Origin of the sequence: Pseudomonas sp. SWI36, assembly GCF_002948105.1 — a bacterium.
GTDB classification, from domain to species: Bacteria; Pseudomonadota; Gammaproteobacteria; order Pseudomonadales; family Pseudomonadaceae; genus Aquipseudomonas; species Aquipseudomonas alloputida.
This window is the reverse complement of record NZ_CP026675.1, coordinates 2692180-2712231: the sequence shown is the minus strand read 5'-3', so window position 1 is coordinate 2712231 and position 20052 is coordinate 2692180. Positions and strand designations below refer to the sequence as shown.

General features: G+C 62.8%; 19 protein-coding genes. 4 read left to right on the top strand and 15 right to left on the bottom strand.

Annotation, left to right across the window (positions count from 1 at the left end):
* Positions 1 to 126: 126 nt before the first annotated feature.
* A complete protein-coding gene (locus tag C4Q27_RS13050; protein WP_104886929.1) occupies positions 127 to 615 on the top strand; it encodes a transporter substrate-binding domain-containing protein in 489 nt (162 codons plus the stop codon).
* A gap of 272 nt (positions 616 to 887) precedes the next feature.
* Here C4Q27_RS13050 and C4Q27_RS13045 read toward each other — a convergent pair whose 3' ends face one another.
* Positions 888 to 1391, bottom strand: coding sequence for a DUF523 domain-containing protein (locus C4Q27_RS13045; RefSeq protein WP_064491247.1), 504 nt, complete (start codon positions 1389 to 1391; stop codon positions 888 to 890).
* Positions 1378 to 2010 carry a 2OG-Fe(II) oxygenase gene (locus C4Q27_RS13040; RefSeq protein ID WP_049588366.1) on the bottom strand — a complete coding sequence of 211 codons (633 nt, stop codon included), beginning with the start codon at positions 2008 to 2010 and terminating at the stop codon, positions 1378 to 1380. The genes C4Q27_RS13045 and C4Q27_RS13040 overlap by 14 nt, the downstream gene beginning before the upstream one ends.
* A 113-nt stretch (positions 2011 to 2123) precedes the next feature.
* Here C4Q27_RS13040 and C4Q27_RS13035 point away from each other — a divergent pair, with 113 nt between their 5' ends.
* Positions 2124 to 2876 carry a DUF2059 domain-containing protein gene (locus tag C4Q27_RS13035; RefSeq protein ID WP_010955691.1) on the top strand — a complete coding sequence of 251 codons (753 nt, stop codon included), beginning with the start codon at positions 2124 to 2126 and terminating at the stop codon, positions 2874 to 2876.
* Here the strand turns inward: C4Q27_RS13035 and C4Q27_RS13030 are convergent, their stop codons facing one another.
* Positions 2877 to 3803 carry an alpha/beta hydrolase gene (locus C4Q27_RS13030; RefSeq protein ID WP_104886928.1) on the bottom strand — a complete coding sequence of 309 codons (927 nt, stop codon included), beginning with the start codon at positions 3801 to 3803 and terminating at the stop codon, positions 2877 to 2879.
* Positions 3804 to 4006: 203 nt separating this feature from the next.
* Between C4Q27_RS13030 and C4Q27_RS13025 the strand changes: the two genes are divergently transcribed.
* A complete protein-coding gene (locus C4Q27_RS13025; protein ID WP_104886927.1) occupies positions 4007 to 4576 on the top strand; it encodes a DUF6436 domain-containing protein in 570 nt (189 codons plus the stop codon).
* Here the strand turns inward: C4Q27_RS13025 and C4Q27_RS13020 are convergent.
* Positions 4555 to 5121, bottom strand: coding sequence for a sugar O-acetyltransferase (locus tag C4Q27_RS13020; protein WP_004575846.1), 567 nt, complete (start codon positions 5119 to 5121; stop codon positions 4555 to 4557). The genes C4Q27_RS13025 and C4Q27_RS13020 overlap by 22 nt on opposite strands.
* An 86-nt stretch (positions 5122 to 5207) precedes the next feature.
* On the opposite strand from C4Q27_RS13020, the gene C4Q27_RS13015 reads away from it, so the two are divergent.
* Entirely contained in the window at positions 5208 to 7574 is a 2367-nt protein-coding gene (locus C4Q27_RS13015; RefSeq protein ID WP_104886926.1) for a penicillin acylase family protein, read from the top strand.
* 209 nt (positions 7575 to 7783) lie between these two features.
* Here C4Q27_RS13015 and C4Q27_RS13010 read toward each other — a convergent pair whose 3' ends face one another.
* The 11 genes from C4Q27_RS13010 to C4Q27_RS12955 form a co-directional block, all read right to left on the bottom strand.
* Positions 7784 to 8569, bottom strand: a complete 786-nt coding sequence (locus C4Q27_RS13010) for a MetQ/NlpA family ABC transporter substrate-binding protein (protein WP_019439108.1) — start codon at positions 8567 to 8569, stop codon at positions 7784 to 7786.
* Between the two features lie 175 nt (positions 8570 to 8744).
* On the bottom strand, positions 8745 to 9575 hold the full coding sequence (locus tag C4Q27_RS13005) for a sigma 54-interacting transcriptional regulator (RefSeq protein WP_010955696.1): 831 nt from the start codon (positions 9573 to 9575) through the stop codon (positions 8745 to 8747).
* Between the two features lie 64 nt (positions 9576 to 9639).
* The gene (locus C4Q27_RS13000; protein WP_020191300.1) at positions 9640 to 10221 is read right to left on the bottom strand and encodes an alpha/beta hydrolase; all 582 of its coding nucleotides are present in this window, start codon (positions 10219 to 10221) and stop codon (positions 9640 to 9642) included.
* A gap of 210 nt (positions 10222 to 10431) precedes the next feature.
* The gene (locus C4Q27_RS12995; RefSeq protein ID WP_003248965.1) at positions 10432 to 11421 is read right to left on the bottom strand and encodes a sulfate/molybdate ABC transporter ATP-binding protein; all 990 of its coding nucleotides are present in this window, start codon (positions 11419 to 11421) and stop codon (positions 10432 to 10434) included.
* A 3-nt stretch (positions 11422 to 11424) separates the two neighbouring features.
* Positions 11425 to 12297, bottom strand: coding sequence for a sulfate ABC transporter permease subunit CysW (gene cysW / locus C4Q27_RS12990; protein WP_010955698.1), 873 nt, complete (start codon positions 12295 to 12297; stop codon positions 11425 to 11427).
* Between the two features lie 11 nt (positions 12298 to 12308).
* The gene (gene cysT / locus C4Q27_RS12985) at positions 12309 to 13127 is read right to left on the bottom strand and encodes a sulfate ABC transporter permease subunit CysT (RefSeq protein ID WP_010955699.1); all 819 of its coding nucleotides are present in this window, start codon (positions 13125 to 13127) and stop codon (positions 12309 to 12311) included.
* 185 nt (positions 13128 to 13312) lie between these two features.
* Positions 13313 to 14320: a sulfate ABC transporter substrate-binding protein gene (locus C4Q27_RS12975; RefSeq protein WP_064491250.1), complete on the bottom strand. Its 1008-nt coding sequence runs from the start codon at positions 14318 to 14320 to the stop codon at positions 13313 to 13315.
* Between the two features lie 50 nt (positions 14321 to 14370).
* A complete protein-coding gene (oscA, locus tag C4Q27_RS12970; protein WP_003248957.1) occupies positions 14371 to 14553 on the bottom strand; it encodes a sulfur starvation response protein OscA in 183 nt (60 codons plus the stop codon).
* A 233-nt stretch (positions 14554 to 14786) separates the two neighbouring features.
* Positions 14787 to 17840 carry an efflux RND transporter permease subunit gene (locus C4Q27_RS12965; protein ID WP_104886924.1) on the bottom strand — a complete coding sequence of 1018 codons (3054 nt, stop codon included), beginning with the start codon at positions 17838 to 17840 and terminating at the stop codon, positions 14787 to 14789.
* The gene (locus C4Q27_RS12960; protein WP_020192410.1) at positions 17837 to 18904 is read right to left on the bottom strand and encodes an efflux RND transporter periplasmic adaptor subunit; all 1068 of its coding nucleotides are present in this window, start codon (positions 18902 to 18904) and stop codon (positions 17837 to 17839) included. Before C4Q27_RS12960 ends, C4Q27_RS12965 begins: the two co-directional genes overlap by 4 nt.
* Entirely contained in the window at positions 18901 to 19989 is a 1089-nt protein-coding gene (locus tag C4Q27_RS12955) for an efflux RND transporter periplasmic adaptor subunit (RefSeq protein WP_014592777.1), read from the bottom strand. Before C4Q27_RS12955 ends, C4Q27_RS12960 begins: the two co-directional genes overlap by 4 nt.
* Positions 19990 to 20052: the final 63 nt, after the last annotated feature.

Here is a 20052-nt window from a genome sequence, read left to right as displayed (position 1 = left end):
CTGACAGAAATATTTCCGTCAGGGTTAAACAATGCCGAGGCTTGAAGGTCATAGGCTGCGCTCGATCACGGCGAGGAAGAAAGCCGTGGCGATCGATTTCAAACTGCTAAAAGAAAAGGGGCATACATGCGTTCGACCATAGGGGTACTGCTGGCAGTACTGATCAGTCCATTGGCTCAGGCGGAGCTGATCGACGAAATCGCCGACCGGGGCGAACTGCGCATTGCCGTACAGGCCGAGAACTCGCCATACGCCTTCAAGCAAGACGACCACCTGACAGGTTTCGACATCGAATTTGGCCAGGCCCTGGCCAAGGAACTGGATTTGCGCGCCGAGTTCGTCGAAGCCCCGGCTACCGAAGTGCTGGCGGGTGTCGAGAGTGGCAAGTACGACATCACATTCACCCCGTCGAGTGAATCGCTCACAGGCGACGGCCCGCTCGATGTAAGCCTGCCGATTGGCGAGAAGAAGCTGGTGATCCCGTTCCAGAAGGACAACCCGGCTTTTGAAAGTGCTGTAAACAATGCGTTGCAACGTTTGAAAGACAGTGGCCGGACTGCCGAACTTGAGCAGAAGTGGTTCAAGGGTGTGCAGGAGACTGCAGGCGGGCAGTGAGGTCTTGTTTGCAACCTATGCCGGCCTCTTCGCGGGTAAACCCGCTCCTACGGCGGCCTGGGTCCGACCCTCGACGTGTGTCCACCACCAATGTGTGTAGGAGCGCGGGTTTACCCGCGAATACGGTAGCGGCGGCAACGGTGAACGGCGGGTGAAAATTGGCCAGCAGGCCTGGCCCTTTCGCGGGTAAACCCGCTCCTACACGGCGGCCTGGGTCCAACCCTCGATGTGTGTCCATCAGCGGGTTCACCCGCGAAAGGGCCGGCACAGGTTCAAACAGATATATCAGCCAAAGCCCGCTGCGCCTGGTCCAGTTCCAGCTCGCTGAACACCTGCACTCCCGCCCGCCGCAGCAGCGCCGTGGTTACCCCTTCCCCCGCCACTTTCACACCACTGAAGGTGCCATCATAGGTCAACCGGTTGCCACACGAAGGGCTGCCAGACTTCAGCACCGCTACACGAATGCCATGCCGCCGCACCAGTTCCAGCGCCATCTGCGCTCCGGCCAGAAACGCGGCACTGACATCTTCACCCGTCACTGTCAGCACCTGTGTGTCACCCTCGAGCACTGCGCTGCCCTGCCCTCCCGGGATCTCCGCTGGCGGCCGCGGTGTCGGCAAGCCGCCTGCTACCTCGGGGCACAACGGCACCACGCGCCCTTCGGCCTGCCAATGCTGCAACAAATCGGGATGGCCGCTGGCCCGGCCGTCATAGCGAACTGGCTGCCCCAACAGACAGGCGCTCACCAGCACCTTGGGCCTATCAGAACGGGTCATTGCCACGCCGCCTGAACCAGCCGGTCAATGACAGCCGCTCACGCCCGGCCGGCAGTACTTCGTGAGGCACTTCGCCCGACAGGAATACCACCAGGCAACCGGCCACTGGCTCGACATCGTGCTCGACACCGTCGGCCAGGAACATGCGCAACTGGCCACCGTCATGCGGTTGCCAGCCTTCATTGAGGTAAAGCACCGCCGAGACCATGCGCCGGTCATCGTCGCGAAAACGATCCAGGTGCCGGCGATAGAATGCCCCCGGTGGATACAGGGCAAAGTGGCATTCAAAGTCTTCCAGGCCCAGGAAAAGGCCTTGGTTGATTGCAAGGCGCAGCTGATCCATGGCCGCCAGGTACTGGTCGCAGGCCTCGGCCTGCCCCGGGTCGATCCACTGGATCTGGTCACCGCGAATGGTTTCGCGCACCTCCTGGGTAGCTCCCCGCCCAACCCCTGCGGGGTTGAGTTCGCCTTCGGCATCACGGCGCCGGCACTCGGCTGCAAGTGCGCGCACCAGGTCGGCAGGCAAAAAGTGCGCCTGCTGGGACCAGCCATGGGTGGCCAGATCGTCGACGACGGCCGCAAGCATCGGGTGTTCAGGGGATATGTGCATGGCGCGCATCATATCCATTCGCCCTGTCGCCGCACAGCGCCACTTGGCCGAGAAACACGCGGATATCTCGACAAACCGGCGCCGGGCCAAGGACAATAGCCACCTGCCGACAGGAGTCCTGAATGCGCCGTCTGTTTTCCCTGATTCTGCTGATGATCTGCACCATGCCTGTCTGGGCAGACAACCTGGATCAACTGTACAAGGCTGCCGGCTGGCCCGACCAGCGCGCCCACTTCAACGATGCCCTGACCGCTGCCCAGGAGCGCTACCGCAACAGTTTGCCACCCGCCGTGTACCAGGCGCTGGTCAACAACAGCAACCAGCGCTTCCAGGCGCAGGCGGTGGACCGTCGCGCCCAGGCAAAGCTGCGCGCCACACTGGCCGACCCGGCACCAGCCTTGGCCTTCTTCCAGTCGCCGCTGGGGCGCAAAGTGGTGGCGGCCGAGCTCAAGGCCACCCGCAAGGACGAACTGGCCAAGAACGCCAAAGGCCTGCCCAAGATCCAGGCCAGCGACGATCGTCTGCTGATCATCGGCCACCTGGCCCAAGCCCTGCCTGCGCGGGAAGCCGGCGCCGAAGTCAGCCTTGCCATCGCCGGTGTAGCCGCCGACAGCCTCAGCTCGATGATCCCCGGCCTGTTCGGCGGCGGCCAGGCCCAGAGCCTGCTGGATGGCCAGCGCCAGCGGCTGATGGGGCAGATTGGCGAAGACCTGAACAACACCCTGTTGTACGTCTACCGCGACCTGTCCGATGCCGAGCTGGAAGCGTTCGCCACCTTTGCCGAGTCGCCCGAGGGCAAGGCTTACTACCAGGCGGCCCTGGCCGCTGTACGTGCCGGCCTGGCGGTTGGCCAGAGCACCAACGACCTGAAGTGATCAGCCCAGGCGCTGGTCGATGAAGTCGAAGTAGCGCTGGCGGATGCCCGGCAACTCGTTGGCCAGGTGGTGACGGGCTTCGGGCAGCATCAGGATCTGTGGCTCGGCAAACTTGGCCTTGAGCACTTCGAGGTTGTGGGGCCAGTCCACCGTGCCATCCGCCTCCCCCTGCACGATCAATGGCCGACGCGCACTGCGGGGCGCGGCCTCGATGCGTTTGACCCAGGCGATCAGTGCGCCCACCCAGGCCGTTGGCAGGCGACGCGGTTGCAGCGGGTCGGCCTCAAGGAACGGCAGGAAGGCCGGGTCGTTGGTGTTCTCACTGAAGCGCCGTTCGATGCCATTGACGAAGTGGCGCAGCACGCAATAACTGAACTTCGACCAACGCCAGGAACTTGGCCGCACCAGCGGGGCCAGCAGGATGACCTGGCCATCGACGGGGCTGCGTGCGCCCTGGTGCAGCAGATGGTCCACGGCAATCGCCCCCCCCGTGCTCTGCCCACAAAGGTGCCACGGGTGCGGCAGTTGCAGCGTGTGCGCCTGTTCGAACAGGGCCTCCAGCACCTGCTGGTACACCGCGAAGTCAGTGATGCTGGCCCGCTCGCCGCTGGACAGGCCGTGGCCGGGCAGGTCGCAACTGATCACCGCAAAACCTTGCTTGAGTGCCCACGCAATCACATGCTGGTAGAGGCCCATGTGGTCGTAATAGCCGTGCAGCAGGAACAGCGTCGCGCTTGGCTGCTCGGGTAGCCAGGCCTGCCCGACCAGGTCGAACCCCGCTGCCTGAAAGCTGCCCAGCCAGCTGTGTGCCGGCAGGTTTAGGCCATAGAAGCGCTGGTAGTCCTGCGCTTGTGCCGACAGGGGCTGGCGAGTGGTGAACGGCGCCAGGCTGGTGCGCAGGCGGTCGGGGTGAAAGGCAGGGGGCATCGGGTACATCCACATTGATGCAAGTATTGATCTGGAATCTTCAGCTCTGGCCGGCGCCATGGCAAGCTTGCTCACCTCGAACAACCAGCATCGAACTAATTGTGGGAGCGGCCTTTCGCGACGCAAGGCCGCTCCCACAGGGATCGCGCCAGCTTTTAGAAACTGAGCAAGACAGTTGCTACCACAAGGGCCACCGACTCTTCATGAATAGCCGAATCATCAAACCGCTGTGCACGGTCATCGCCTTGTTGGTCGGCGCCGTAATCCTCTGGCAGGCCTATAGCGCCTTTCAGGCTCGCTACCTGCGCCCGTTCGACAACCAGGCCACGCTGTTCGACGGCAGCCAGTTACAGCTACCTGCCGAGCTGGCCGGTACTGGCCCGATCCGCGTGGTGCATTTCTGGGACCCGGCCTGCCCATGCAACGTTGGCAACCAACAGCACCTGGGCGACCTTATCAGCCAGTTCGCTGGCCACGACGTTACCTTCCATGTGCTGCAAAAACCCGGCAGCCACGGCCAGCTGCCGGCCAATATCGGCAGCTTGCAACCCATCACCCACCTGCCCGGCAGCGAGCACCTGCCGGCGTCCCCGGCCGTGGCCATCTGGGACCGGCAAGGCCGCCTGGCTTATTTTGGCCCCTACAGCGAAGGTGCCGTGTGCAACGCCAGCAACAGCTTCATCGAGCCAATCCTCAAGGCTTTGCTCGACGGCCGCCAGGTCAACGCCTCCAATACCCTGGCGGTAGGCTGCTACTGCCCTTGGTCGGGCTGACGGACCCTCGCCGGGTTACCCACCACCGTCGCGCCCGCGGGCACATCCCGGGTCACCACACTGCCGGCGCCGACGATGGCGTTATCACCGATGGTCACCCCCGGCAGGATGATCGCCGCACCGCCAATCCACACGTTGTCGCCGATGGTCACCGGCCGCCCGCTCTCCAGCCCGCTGCGCCGCACTTCAGGATCGAGCGGATGGTCGGCGGTATAGATCTGCACGTTGGGGCCGATCTGGCAGTCCTCGCCGATACGCACCGGCACCACGTCGAGGATCACGCAGTTGAAGTTCATGAAAGTATTACGGCCAACGCTGATGTTGTAGCCGTAGTCGCAATAGAACGGCGGGCGAATCACCGCGCCTTCGCCAACCTGGCCAAAGTGCTCCACAAGCAGCCCGTGGCGTGCGTCGTTGAGCAGTTCGACACTGTTGTTGTAGCGATGCATCCAGTGCTTGTTGGCGATCTGCTCGGCCTGCAGTTCAGGGCAGCCAGCGTGGTAGAGCTGGCCGGTGAGCATTTTGTGTTTTTCGCTGAGGGACATGGAAACTCCTTCCTGGGGCTATGCTCTGTTCGCGAATCCGCCGATGATCGGACCACATTTTTCGTTTGAATGCACAAGGAGTCTGAATGAAGCGCAGCCTGACCCTGCTGGCGGTGGTAGTCACCGTGGCCGCTGGCGCCTCCGGGTACTGGTACGTTCAGGGCAAGCTGCCGCAGCGCGAGGGCGAGGTCGCCGTTGCCGGCCTGCAAGCGCCGGTCAGCGTGCGCTACGACGCACGCGGCGTGCCCCACCTGCAGGCACAGAGCGAGCCGGACCTTTACCGCGCACTGGGCTACGTGCATGCCCAGGACCGATTGTTCCAGATGGAGATCATGCGCCGCCTGGCCCGTGGCGAGCTGGCCGAAGTGCTCGGCGACAAGCTGCTGCCCACCGACACCCTGTTCCGTAGCCTGCGCATACGCGAGCAGGCCGCGCTGATGGCCAAGCGGCAGGATCCGCAGGCGCCGGCATGGCAGGCCCTGCAAGCCTACCTCGACGGGGTCAACAGTTGGCAGGCCAGCCACCCCAAGCCCACGGAATTCGACCTACTCGGCATCACCCCGAGCCCGTTCACCGCCGAGGACACGCTGAGCATCGCCGGCTACCTGGCCTACAGTTTTGCCGCCGCGTTCCGCACCGAGCCTGCTCTGACCTACATCCGCGACCAGCTGGGGCCTGACTACCTGAAAATATTCGACCTTGGCTGGCAACCCGAGGGCGCACTGGGCACGCCACTGGCCGCTGCCGACTGGCAAAGCCTGGAAGCACTTGCGCGCTTAAGCAATGAGGCACTGGGCGACGCCGGCATCCCGCAGTTCGAAGGCAGCAACGCCTGGGCGGTCGCGGGTAGCCGCACCCGCAGTGGCAAGCCGTTGCTGGCTGGCGACCCGCACATCAGCTTCGCCGTACCTGCGGTGTGGTACGAGGCCGAACTGTCAGCGCCCGGTTTCAATCTCTACGGCTATTTCCAGGCACTCAACCCGTTCGCTCTGCTCGGCCACAACCGTGATTTTGGCTGGAGCCTGACCATGTTCCAGAACGATGACGTCGACCTGATCGCAGAAAAGACCAACCCTGCCAACGCTGACCAGGTCATGGTCGATGGCCAGTGGCGCACACTGGAAAAGACCGAGCAGCAGATTGCAATCAAAGGCGAGCAACCGGTCACCATCAACCTGCGCCGCTCACCCCACGGGCCAATCGTCAACGAAGTCCTCGGCGCCACGGCAGGGGCCACGCCGATTGCCATGTGGTGGGCGTTCCTCGAAACCGAGAACCCGATCCTCGAAGGCTTCTACCAGCTCAATCGCGCCGACACCCTGGGCAAGATGCGCGAAGCGGCTGCCAAGGTGCAGGCGCCGGGGCTGAACTTCGTCTGGGCCAATGCCCGTGGCGATATCGGCTGGTGGGCGGCGGCGAAACTGCCGATTCGCCCGGACGGTGTGAACCCGGCGTTCATCCTCGACGGCGCCAGCAGCCAGGGCGACAAACCCGGCTTTTACCCCTTCAGCGTCAACCCGCAACAGGAGAATCCGGCCAGCGGTTATATCGTCTCGGCCAACTACCAGCCACCCGCCGTGGTGCCGATACCCGGCTACTACAACCTCGCCGACCGCGGCCGCCAGCTCGATCGCCAGCTGGCCAACCCGGAGGTGAAATGGGACATGCAGAACAGCCAGGCGCTGCAACTCGATACGGCCAGCGATTACGGCCCGCGCACCTTGGCACCGCTGCTAGCGACGTTGCGTCAGATCGCCCAGGGTGACGAGGAAGAGGAACTGGTCGAGCAGCTGGCTGCCTGGCGCGGCGACTATCCACTGGACTCAACCAGCGCCACCCTGTTCAACCAGTTCCTCTACGAGCTGGCCTATGCCGCGTTGCATGACGAATTGGGCGACACCTGGTTCCCGGTGCTGATCAGCACCCGTGCCATCGATGCCGCGCTGCCACGCCTGGCCGCCGATGCCGAGTCGCCCTGGTGGAACACCCGCGGCGCCAACCAGCGCACTGACCGCAGCTCGATCGTGCGCGAAGCCTGGCAGAAGAGCCTTGGCCACTTGCGCGACACCCTCGGCAAGGACCCAGCCAGCTGGCAATGGGGCAAGGCCCATACCCTGACCCACAACCATCCGCTTGGGGTGAAAAAGCCGCTGAACCTGCTGTTCAACGTTGGGCCTTTCGCCGCACCTGGTACCCATGAAGTGCCGAACAACCTCTCGGCGAAGATCAGCTCTGCGCCATGGCCGGTGACCTATGGGCCGTCGACGCGGCGGCTGATCGACTTTGCCGATGCCGGGCAGGCGCTGACCAGCAACCCGGTTGGGCAGAGTGGCGTGCCGTATGACCGCCATTACGCGGACCAGGCCGAAGGGTATGTGCAGGGGCAGTATCAGAAGGCACAGATGGGGGTAATACCGGCGCAGAGTACCTTGCGATTGGTGCCAGGGCCGTAAGGGGCTGCCTTGCTCAAAACCCAAAAGCTTGCGCGAGCACTGTGGGGCTTTAGCCGCGAACACCGGCGCAGCCGGTGCCATGCACCGCGTTGGATTCTTCGCGGGTAAACCCGCTCCCACAGGGATCGCGCCAGCTTTCAGAGATCCCAGCAATGAAAACGCCGACACAAAGGTGTCGGCGTTGGGTCATGCAAGGTGAAGCAAGCGCATCAGAACGCCGGCAGCACCGCACCTTGGTACTTCTTGGCAATGAATTCCTTCACTTCAGGGCTGGTCAGGGCCTTGGCCAGTTTCTGGATGGCCTCACTGTCCTTGTTGTCCGGACGGGCGACCAGGAAGTTCACGTAAGGCGAGTCGGCACCTTCGATCACCAGTGCATCTTTAGCCGGGTTCAGGCCAGCTTCCAGGGCGTAGTTGGTGTTGATCATGTCCAGGTCGACCTGGTCCAGCACACGGGGCAGCATGGCCGACTCAAGCTCGCGGAACTTCAGCTTCTTCGGGTTCTCGGCGATATCCTTGGGGGTGGCCAGGGCATTCTTCGGGTCTTTCAGGGTAATCAGGCCGGCCTTCTGCAGCAGCAGCAGCGCGCGGCCGCTGTTGCTGCCCTCGTTAGGGATGGCAACGGTTGCGCCTTCTTTCAGCTCGCTCAGGGCCTTGACCTTCTTCGAGTAGCCACCGAAGGGCTCTACGTGTACACCCACCACGGTTTCCAGGTGGGTGCCCTTGCCTTCGTTGAAGTTCTGCAGGTACGGCAGGGTCTGGAAGTAGTTGGCGTCCAGACGCTTCTGGTCCACCTGCACGTTCGGCTGCACGTAATCGGTGAAGACCTTGATCTGAAGGTCCACGCCTTCTTTTGCCAGTGTCGGCTTGATCAATTCGAGGATTTCGGCGTGCGGTACCGGGGTAGCGGCAACCACCAGTTTCTCGGCAGCAGCGGCCAGGCCGGAGAACGACAGGGCAGCAGCCAGGGCAGTGGTCAGCAGGGTCTTCTTCATGGTGGTCCTTGTTCTGAATCTGGGCCATCGACGATGGCGAATCGGGTGCCCAACCGGTTCACCAGTGGGCGTGAGGCGGACGATACCCAAATTTTTTATTCCGCAACAATATCTTTTGCTTAGCTGCTTATTCCAAAAACAGAATGGCATCAGCCTCTTTACCCAGGAGCGATATCTAACGCGCGGGGTCAGGCAGGTCGAGGTCTTCGGGCAGGATCTCTTCGCCGTCATTGACCAGCAAGGCAAAGTGGATGACGTTCTCCAGTTCGCGGGTATTGCCGGGCCAGAAATGCCCCTCCAGAACCCGCTGCGCCGCCTCGCTCACCAAGGGCACAGGCCGCTGCAGGCGCACGCTGTAGATACCCGCGAAGTACTCGGCCAGCGGCAGGATATCGCCCGGCCGCTCGCGCAGCGGCGGCAGTTCCAGCGCGCCCTCGCGCAAATACTGGTACAGGCGCTCGTTGAAGCGCCCTGCACGCACCACACGGGCCAGGTCGATGCTGGTGGCGGCTACCAGACGCACATCCACCGGCTGTGGCTGCTGCGCGCCCACCCGAGTGACCTCGCGGTTTTCCAGAGCCGCCAGCAGCTTGCCCTGGATCGCCAGTGGCAAGTCGGCAATCTCGTCCAGGTACAAGGTGCCGCCGCTGGCCGAACCGAACCAGCCGGCGCGGCTGCTGGCCGTACCGCCATGGCTGCCGGCGCTATAGCCAAACAGCTCGGCATCGGCGTAGGTGGGGCTGATGGCCGCGCAGTTGACGGACACGAACAACCCTCCACGGTCGCTGGTACGGTGGATCTGCCGGGCCAGCAGCTCCTTGCCCGTGCCGGTCTCGCCACGGATCAGCACCGGCAAAGGTTGTGGCGCCAGGCGCTCAAGGTCCTCGCGCAGCTGCTGCGAGCGCGGGTCGATAAACACCAGCGCCTTGGCACGAATGCTCAGCGGGCTCTTGTCCAGCTCGGGGAAGGTCAACAGCGGCTGGCCGAACGGGTTTTGAAAAGTCATGACGAACTCCCGCCCCAGGCCCGTAATGGCCAGGCGTCAGGCAAAGGGTGAACAATAAGGCCGATCAGGCGCGGCGCAGTGCGCGCTGCTCAATCCGGCTCTGCAAGCGATACAGGTAGGCGAAACCTTGTTCCCAGCGCTCATGACCGGACTTGACGTTGATGTGCCCGGCATTGCTCAGCAAACCCGCTTCGGCGCCCCATGCCTGGGCCAGGTACAGCGCCCGTGGCACGTTCACGGCTGGGTCGTTGTCCGAGCTGACGACCTGGCTAGGGAACGGCAGCACCTCGGTAGGGATCGGCGCAAAGTTGCGCAGCACGGGTGCGCAAGTGGGCCGTTCGACATCTGCCGGCGCCACCAGCAGTGCACCACGCACCTGCCGTAGCAAGGCCGAGCTTGCCTGCGCTGCCCAATGGGCGACAGTGATGCAACCAAGGCTGTGGGCAATCAGGATCACCGGCGAGCGGTCGGCGGCAATCGCCTGCTCCAACGCGTGCACCCAGTCCTGCCGCTGCGGGGTGAGCCAGTCTTGCTGTTCAACCCGTGCACTGTTGGGCAGGGTGCGCTGCCAGTGACTCTGCCAATGGTTGTCTGGCGATCCTTGCCAACCCGGCACAATCAGGTAGCGAATCGACTCATTGCGCATGGGGACGCCTCCAGTAAGTTTGCGTGCTTGGAGACAAGTATAGGGAGGGGGGAATATTCGTAAAGGAATAAGAAGATATTTATTAATACCCATATTGCATAACAAGCAGGCTACAGCCACTCGCTTGAGAAAGGCTGCAAAGCTGCCCTGTCACGCGTTCAGGCAAGAAAAACCCGGGACCATGCCCGGGCTCTCTTTGCCTTGTGCGATTTAGATATCCGCCACCTTCTGCCACACCTTCGGCCGGAAGAACAACGTCTCTCCCCGCGCCAACCCGGTCAGGCTGTCATGGTCTTTCACCACTTCGGCCTCGATCAGCTCACTCTGACCTTCCACCTTCAAGGTCACCCGCGTGGTTGCACCCAACGGCCGAATGTCGCGCACCTCGGCCGCATGGTGCCCTTCGGTCTCGTGCCGCGACAGCGACACCTCGTGCGGGCGAAACAGCACGTGATGCCCTTCGCTCAAGGCCAGGCGGTTGGAGTCACCGAGGAAGTGGTAGACGAAATCGTTGGCCGGCTGATCGTACACTTCACCCGGCGAGCCGATCTGCTCGATCACGCCCTTGTTCATTACCACGATGCGGTCGGCTACTTCCATGGCTTCTTCCTGGTCGTGGGTAACGAACACCGACGTCAGGTTGATATCCTCGTGCAGCCGCGCCAGCCAGCGACGCAGCTCCTTGCGCACCTTGGCATCCAGCGCACCGAATGGCTCGTCCAGCAGCAGCACCTTCGGCTCCACCGCCAGGGCGCGGGCCAGGGCGATACGCTGACGCTGGCCACCGGAAAGCTGCTCGGGGTAGCGGTCGGACAGCCAGTCCAGTTGCACCATGTTCAGCAGCTCATGCACCTTCTCGGCAATCTTGCTCTCGCTCGGGCGCTCGCCCTTGGGCTTCATGCGCAGGCCGAAGGCAACGTTGTCGAACACGCTCATGTGGCGGAACAGCGCGTAGTGCTGGAACACGAACCCGACGTTACGGTCACGCACATCATGGCCGGAAACGTCCTCGCCATGGAACACGATGTTGCCCTGGTCCGGGGTTTCCAGGCCGGCAATGATGCGCAGCAGGGTGGTCTTGCCACAGCCGGACGGGCCGAGCAAAGCCACCAGCTCGCCGCTGTTGATGTCCAGGTTGATAGCGTTCAGGGCCTGGAAGCTGTTGAAGCGCTTGCTGACGTTACGAACTTCGATCGACATGAATCATTCCTCCGCGGCGCTGTGGCGCAGGCGGTTAATACGGTTCTCGCTCCACTGCTTGAGCAGCAGGATGAAGAGCGCCAGGATCAGCAACAGGCTGGCCACGCTGAAGGCCGCGACGTGGTTGTACTCGTTGTAGAGGATCTCCACATGCAGCGGCAAGGTGTTGGTCACGCCACGGATGTGGCCCGACACCACCGACACCGCGCCGAACTCGCCCATGGCCCGCGCGGTACACAGCACCACGCCGTAAATCAGGCCCCATTTGATGTTCGGCAGGGTCACGTGCCAGAACATCTGCCAGCCGTTGGCACCGAGCAGCCGTGCAGCCTCCTCCTCTTGCGTGCCTTGCTCCTGCATCAGCGGGATCAGCTCACGGGCCACGAACGGCACGGTCACGAAAATGGTCGCCAGGACAATGCCCGGCAGGGCGAACACGATCTGGATATCGTGGTCCTGCAGCCACGGCCCGAGCAGGCCTTGCGCGCCGAACATCAGCACGTAGACCAGGCCGGCGATCACGGGGGACACCGAGAACGGCAGGTCGATCAGGGTGACCAGGATGCTCTTGCCACGGAAGGTGTACTTGCTCACGCACCAGGCGGCGCTTACGCCAAATACCAGGTTGAGCGGCACCGAGATAACCACGGCGAGCAGGGTCAGCTTCAGCGCCGACAACGCATCGGGTTCGAATATCGCCTCGAAGAAGGTGCCAAAACCGTTCTTCAGCGCCTGCGATACCACGATCACCAGCGGCAGCAGCAGGAACAGGGCGAACACCAGCCAGCCAAGGCCGATCAGGATACGCCGTGACGTGGCGCTGCCACGGCGGGCGGCGTTGGCTGCGGCACTTGCACTCAGGGATGAACTGGACATGCCGGCCTCCTTCAGGGGGTTTCGATGCGGCGCTGCAGCAGGTTGATCAGCAGCAGCAGGATGAAGGAAACCACCAGCATCAACACGCCGATGGCGGTCGCGCCGGTGTAGTCGTACTGGTCGAGCTTGACCATGATCAGCAGCGGCAGGATCTCGGTCTTCATCGGCATGTTGCCGGCAATGAAGATCACCGAACCATACTCGCCCACGCCACGGGCGAAGGCCAGGGCAAAGCCGGTGAGCCATGCCGGCAGCAGGGCCGGCGCCAGGATGTGGCGGAACACCTGCAGTGGCTTGGCCCCCAGGCAGGCTGCGGCCTCTTCCACTTCACGTGGGATGTCGGCCAGCACCGGCTGCACCGTGCGCACCACGAACGGCAAGGTCACGAAGGTCAGTGCCAGGGTGATGCCCAGCGGGGTGTAGGCGATCTTGAAGCCAAGGTCGGTGGCGAACTGGCCGACCCAGCCCTGCGGCGCGTACAGGGCCGTCAGGGCGATACCGGCAACCGCGGTGGGCAAGGCAAACGGCAGGTCGATCATCGCATCGATGATCTTGCGCCCGGGGAAGGTGTAACGCACCAGCACCCAGGCCAGCAGGGTACCGATCACACCGTTGATGATGGCGGCGAACAGGGCGGTGCCGAAGCTCAGCTTGAGCGCAGCGATCACTCGCGGCGCACTGATGATGTTCCAGAACTGCTCGAAGGTCAGCTGCGAGGCATGGATGAACATGGCCGCCAGCGGTATCAGCACGATCAGGCTGAGGTACACCAAGGTGTAGCCCAGCGTCAGCCCGAAGCCGGGTATGACGGGGGAGATACGACGCGACATAAATATCCCTGGTTGAACGCACTAAGCCCGGAAACAATCCCGGGCCGGTGCAAGCTTTTGAATCCTGGGGCTGCTTGGCAGCCCATTCGCGACACAAGGCCGCTCCCACAGGGGATCATGGTTCCTTGTGGGAGCGGCCTTGTGCCGCGAATGGCCCGCAACGCGGCCCCGCTTTCCTTTGGCCCTTACTGTGCCTGATAGATCTGGTCGAACACACCGCCATCATTGAAGAATTTCGGTTGTGCAGTCTTCCACCCACCAAAGTCCTTGTCGATGGTCACCAGGTCCAGTTTCGGGAACTGCTTGCCGAACTCCGCAGCGACTTTCTCGTCACGCGGGCGGTAGAAGTTCTCGGCGGCAATCTTCTGCCCGGCCGGGCTGTACAGGTGCTTGAGGTATTCGGTGGCAATCTCGGTATTGCCCTTCTTCTCGGCGTTTTTGTCGACCACAGCCACTGGCGGCTCGGCAAGGATCGACAGCGACGGCACGACGATCTCGAACTTGTCGGCACCACCGTCTTCCTTCAGGGCCAGGAAGGCTTCGTTTTCCCAGGCCAGCAACACGTCGCCCTGGCCATTGTTGACGAAGGTGATGGTCGAACCACGGGCGCCGGTATCCAGCACCGGTACATGCTTGAACAACTCCTGCACATAGGCCTTGGCCTTCTCTTCGCTACCGCCGGCCTTCAGGCCGTACGCCCACGCTGCGAGGAAGTTCCAGCGTGCACCGCCGGAGGTTTTCGGGTTCGGAGTGATGACCGACACGTCCTTCTTGATCAGGTCGCCCCAGTCCTTGATGCCTTTCGGGTTGCCCTTGCGCACCAGGAACACGATGGTCGAGGTGTACGGGGTGCTGGCGTCAGGCAGGCGGGTCTGCCAGTTCTCGGGCAGGGTCTTGCCAAGCTTGGCCACTTCGTCGATGTCACCGGCCAGGGCCAGGGTCACCACGTCGGCGCGCAGGCCGTCGATCACCGCACGGGCCTGCTTGCCCGAACCCCCATGGGATTGCTGGATTTTCACCTTGTCACCCGGGTGGGCCTGTTGCCAGTGTTTGATGAACTCGGCGTTGTACTGCTGGTACAGCTCACGGGTCGGGTCATAGGACACGTTGAGCAGTTCGTAGTCCTTGGCGATGGCGGAACCGGCAAAAACAGCACTGGCCACGGCGGCGAGCGCATAACGGCGGATGGACATGGTGAAGCTCCCGATTGGCATTTTTCTAGTTTTGGATGTTGTGGCGCCGATCAGCCGGGCTTGTTGCCGGGCTGTTGCAGGCGGAACTTCTCCTTGCGCTCGATCTGTACGACCTGAGCGTTGTGCACGGTAATCTCCACCGCACCGAAACGCAGGTCGCGCAGGGCGCTCTGGATTTCACGCAAGATGGTGGCTTCGTCCTGACCGTCGATGCTACGCAGAGATGCACTCATGCTCGTTCTCCTTGGAGTGAGGGCGCCGGGCAGAGGTTTGAAGGGGATTTGCGCCTGGCTTGAGGGCAATAGTAGTGAGGCGGGATTATTCTTAAAAATACTGTTTAAGAATTTTTATATAACCATTTAAAAGCACACGCCCCTTGTAGGAGCGGGTTTACCCGCGAATACGGTGGTCGATGCACCATCGCATTCGCGGGTAAACCCGCTCCTACAAGGGGCCATATGGGCCTTCAGGAGTGTTTCTGCGGCTCGCGGATCTTGTACCAGGCCACATACAGCGCCGGCAGGAACAGCAGCGTCAGCAAGGTCGCCACGATGATCCCGCCAATCATGGCGTAGGCCATGGGGCCCCAGAACACCTCGCGTGCAATCGGGATCATGCCCAGGCTCGCCGCCGCCGCGGTCAGCAGGATCGGCCGGCGCCGGTGGTTGGTGGCCTCCACCACCGCATCCCACGGCGACAAGCCCTGGGCTTCGAACTCGTCTATCTGGGTCACCAGAATCACCGAGTTACGAATGATGATACCCGCCAGCGCGAGGATGCCGAGGATCGCCACAAAGCCCATCGGCGTACCCGTAGGCACCAGCGCCAGCACCACCCCGATCAGCCCCAGCGGCGCCACGCTGACCACCAGAAACAGCTTCTGCACGCTGTGCAGCTGGATCATCAGGAAGGTCGCCATCAGGAACAGCATCAGCGGAATAACCTTGCGGATCGGCCCTTGCGCCTTGGCACTCTCCTCCACCGTACCGCCGGTAGCCACTTCGAAGCCTACCGGCAACTTGCTGGCGAATTCGTCGATCTTCGGCTTCAGCTGGGCCACCAGGTCAGTGGGCTGGATCTCGCCATTGACCGAGGCCTTGATGGTGATGGTCGGCTTGCGGTCGCGGCGCCACACCAGCGGCTGTTCCAGTTCGTAGCGCACGGTGGCGAACGACAGCAGCGGGATCGACGTGCCGTTAGGGGTGAGAATTTGCAGGTTCTGCAGGGTATCAGGCGAGCCACGCTCGCTGTCTTCGGCGCGCGCGACCACATCGACCAGGTAGATGTTGTCGTTGACCTGGGTGATCTGCACGCCACTGACGATGCTGTTCATCACATTGGCAACATCTTCGGACGACAGCCCCAGCTGGCGTGCCTTGTCCTGGGCAATTTCCACGCGCAGCACCTTACCCGGCTCGTTCCAGTCGTAGATCATCTCGCCGATGTGCTCGTTCTGGTCGAGCAAGGTGGCCAGCTCGATGGCGTGTTTGCGCACCTGGTCGATGTCGGCACCGCTGACCCGGTACTGGATCGGCCGGCCTACCGGCGGGCCCATCTCCAGCGATTGCACGTTGGTGCCGACGCCGACGAACTCTTCGTGCAGGATCTTCCGCAGGCGGTCCATCATGGCCTCACGCTCTTCGAAGCCCTTGCTGACAATCACCAGCTGCGCGTAGTAAGGGTTCTGCAACTGCTGATCGAGGGGCAGGTAGAAGCGGATCGCGCCCTGGCCGATGTAGGTACTCCAGTGCACCAGGTCCGGGTCGTCCTTGATCCGTGCCTCGAAGCGGTCGACCACCTTGCGCGTCTCCTCGATCGAGGCGTTCTGCGGCAGGTTGAGGTCGACGAGAATTTCCGGGCGGTCCGAGGACGGGAAAAACTGGTTCTGCACAAAACGCATGCAGAAGATCGCCAGGGCAAACAGCACCACGGTGCCGATGATGGTCAACCAGCGGTTGCGCATGCACCACAGCAACCCGCCTTCAAATGCCCGCCCGACCCGGCCAGGCTCAGCCTCGTGAGCCTTGAGCTTGTCGCCTTTGAGAATATGCACGCCAAGCACCGGCGCGAAGAACACAGCCACCACCCACGACACGATCAGGGCCACGGCAATCACCGCGAACAGGGTGAAGGTGTATTCACCCGCAGAGCTGGCGTTGAGGCCGATAGGCACGAACCCGGCCACGGTCACCAAGGTGCCGGTAAGCATGGGGAAGGCTGTGGAGGTGTAGGCGAACGTCGCCGCCTGCTCCTTGCTTTCACCCATTTCCAGCCGCGTGACCATCACCTCCACGGTAATCATCGCATCGTCCACCAGCAGGCCTAGTGCAATGATCAGCGCACCCAGCGAAATCCGCTGCATGGTGATGCCGCTGTACTCCATGAACACGAACACCATGGCCAGCACCAGTGGGATCGAGCAAGCCACCACCAGCCCGGCGCGCACGCCAAGACTGACAAAGCTCACGGCCAGCACGATCACCACCGCCTCGAACAGCGCGCTGGTGAAACCGCCGACCGCCTGCTTGACCACCACGGCCTGGTCAGAAACGGTGTGTACACCGACACCCACCGGCAGGTCCTGGACCACCTGGTCCATGCGCTTTTTCAACGCCGCACCGAACACCTGGATGTTGCCGCCGGCCTTCATGCCGATGGCGAGGCCAATGGCTGTCTGGCCGTTGTAACGGAACATTGGCGAAGGCGGGTCGACGTAGCCGCGCTCGATGTCGGCGATATCAGCCAGGCGGAAGAAGCGGTCGTTGATCCTCAAGTTGACGGTTTGCAGGTCTTTTTCCGAGGCAAACTGCCCGGACGTACGCACCGAGATACGCTCCGGGCCGGCCTCGATCATGCCGGCCGGCGTTACCGCGTTCTGCGCTTGAAGTGCCTGCATCACCTGGCGCTGGTCAATGCCCAGGGCTGCCAGCTTGCGGGTGGAGAAGTTCAGGTACAGCACTTCGTCCTGGGTGCCGACCAGCTCGATCTTGCCGATGTTGGGTACATCGCGGACCTCGGCCCGTGCCTGTTCCACGTAGTCCCGCAGTTGGCGCAGGGTCAGGCCGTCAGCGGTAAAGGCATAGATCGAGCCGAATACATCACCGAATTCGTCGTTGAAGCCCGGCCCCTGGATACCGGCGGGAAATTCGCCACGAATATCCTGGATTTTCTTGCGCACCTGGTACCAGATATCCGGAATGTCCTTGGCCTTGGTGGTATCGCGAAGGTACACGTAGACCGTGGATTCGCCGGGGCGGGTGTAGCTTTTGGTGTAGTCGAGCGAGTCGAGTTCTTCGAGCTTCTTCTCGATGCGGTCGGTAACCTGGTACAGGGTTTCGTCCTGGGTCGCACCGGGCCACCGGGTCTGGATGACCATGGTCTTGATGGTGAACGACGGGTCTTCCTCGCGGCCCAGGTTGAAGTAGGAAAAAATCCCCATCAACAGGCTAACGAACATCAGGTACCAGACGAACGATTGATGCTTGAGTGCCCATTCGGACAGGTTGAAGCTTCCTTTCATTGCGCATCCTCGTCGAAGGTGACCTTCTGGCCAGGCTTGAGGCTGTTGACGCCGGCGGTGACCACACGCTCACCGGGCTGCACACCGGCGCTCAGCACGATGCTGTCAGCGGTGCGGTCGATCAGCGCCACGTCACGGGTGGCCACGGTCTTGTTCTGCGTATCGATCACCCACACCTGGGTCTTGCCATCGCGCTCGAGCAAGGCACTCAAGGGCAGTTCGCTGCGCGGGGACACTTCCGAGCTAAGGGTCACACTGATGGCGGTGCCGAGGTGAAAGGCCGCCGGTGTGCTGGCCAGGGTCAGGCGAGCGCGGCGGGTACGGGTGGTGGCATCGGCCTGGGGCTCCAGTTCACGCAGGCTGGCCGTGGTGTTGATGGTCGGGTCCAGTTGCGAGGCAACGGTGAAGGTCAGGCCTTTGCTCAACTGCTCGGCCAGGCCGATCGGCAGGTCGATTACCGCCTCCTTCACGTCCGGGCGGGCCAGGGTCACCACGGCTTGCCCGGCGGTAACGGTTTGCCCGGCTTCGGCCTGCCACGCGGTAATCACGGCAGCGTGGTCTGCACGCAGGGTGCTGTAGTCGAGCTGGTCACGGGCCTGGCTGACGGCGGAGCGCGCCTGCTCCAACGCCGCACTGGTGGTTTTCAGGTTGGTCTGGGCGATATCCAGCTGTGCCTGGGCGCCAACCCCACGGTCATACAACTGCTGCTGGCGACGGGCATCGGCCTGGGCGTTGATCCACTGTGCCTGCACCTTGGCCAGATCGCCTTCGGCGGCGCGCAGCTGGTTCTGCTGGTCGGTCGGGTCCAGGGTGGCCAAGGTGTCGCCCGGCTTCACCTGGGCGCCCACGTCCAGCCACCGCCGGGCAATGCGCCCGGAAACCCGGAAGCCCAAGGTGCTTTCGAAGCGCGCCTGGATACTGCCGGCGAAGCGGCCCAGCTGCGACTGCACCTGAGGTTCGACCTTGACCGACAGCACGGGCCGGATCGCCTCGGGTGCCTCTTCTTCGCTACTGCAACCGACCAGCAGCACAGCGGCCGAGAGCATCAGCAACAGACGCTTCATAGCTCACCCCCTGGGCCCTTGGCATCGACCTTCTGTACCTGCATGCCGGGGTGCAGCAACTGGCCGCCGTTGACCACTACGGTCTCGCCGCCTTTCAGGCCGCTGGCGACCACGATCTTGCCGGTGAGGTAACGGCGGATTTCGACCTTGCGCAGTTCCACCTTGTCGCCCTCGCCCACCACCCACACGGCAGGCTCATGCAAGGCCTTGGTCAGTGCCGACCATGGCAGCTCGATGCTGGGCCGGCCCTGGGCGTTGGTGGTGGCAGTAACCGGTGCCCCCAACTGCATCCCGGGCGGCACGTCCTTGAGCCCTACCTTGACCTGCACGGTGCCGCTTTGCGCCGATACGGTGGGGGTGATTTCACGTACGAAGCCATGGGCCTGGACCTTGGGATCGTCCAGCAGGCTCACGACTACCCCGGCATCGCTGGGCGGCGCCACCAGCAGCGACTCGTAGACGTTGAACACCGCATCGCGGTCGCCATCGACGGCCAGGCTAAAGATCGGCATGGTCGCCTGCACCACCTGGCCAACCTCGGCCTGACGCTCGGTGATCACCCCGGCGGCCTCGGAGACCAGTGCGGTGTAGCTGAGTTGCTCGTTGGCATTGGCCAGTTGCGCCTGGGCGGCCTTGAGTGCGCTCTGATTGCTGCGCAGCGCGGCCTCGGCAGCATCGTACTCGCTCTGGCTGGTGTAGCCCTTGGGCAGCAGTTTTTGCTGGCGCACGAAGGCCGCACTGGTCTGGGTGACCCGCGCCTGCGCGGCGAATACCTCGGCCTTGGCCGAGTCGACATTGTTCTGCAGGTCTTTCGGGTCAAGCCGGGCGAGCACCTGGTTGGCCTTGACGTGATCGCCCACGTCGACGCTACGCGAAATGATCTTGCCGCCGACGCGGAATGACAAATCGGTCTGCACCCGCGCCTGCACGTCGCCGGTCAAAGTGACCCTGGCAGCGAAATCGGTGGGTTGTACCTGCTGCACACCCACCCGAGGCAGTGTCTCGGGGACCTCTTCCTTGCTACAGCCGGTGAGCATGTACAACAGCCCCAGGCAGACGACCGACAGCGGACGCATCAACGCCATGCTGGCTCCTTGCTTGTGCACAAATGATTTGTGGGATGCGACTGTGAGCGTAGTTCAGGGTTC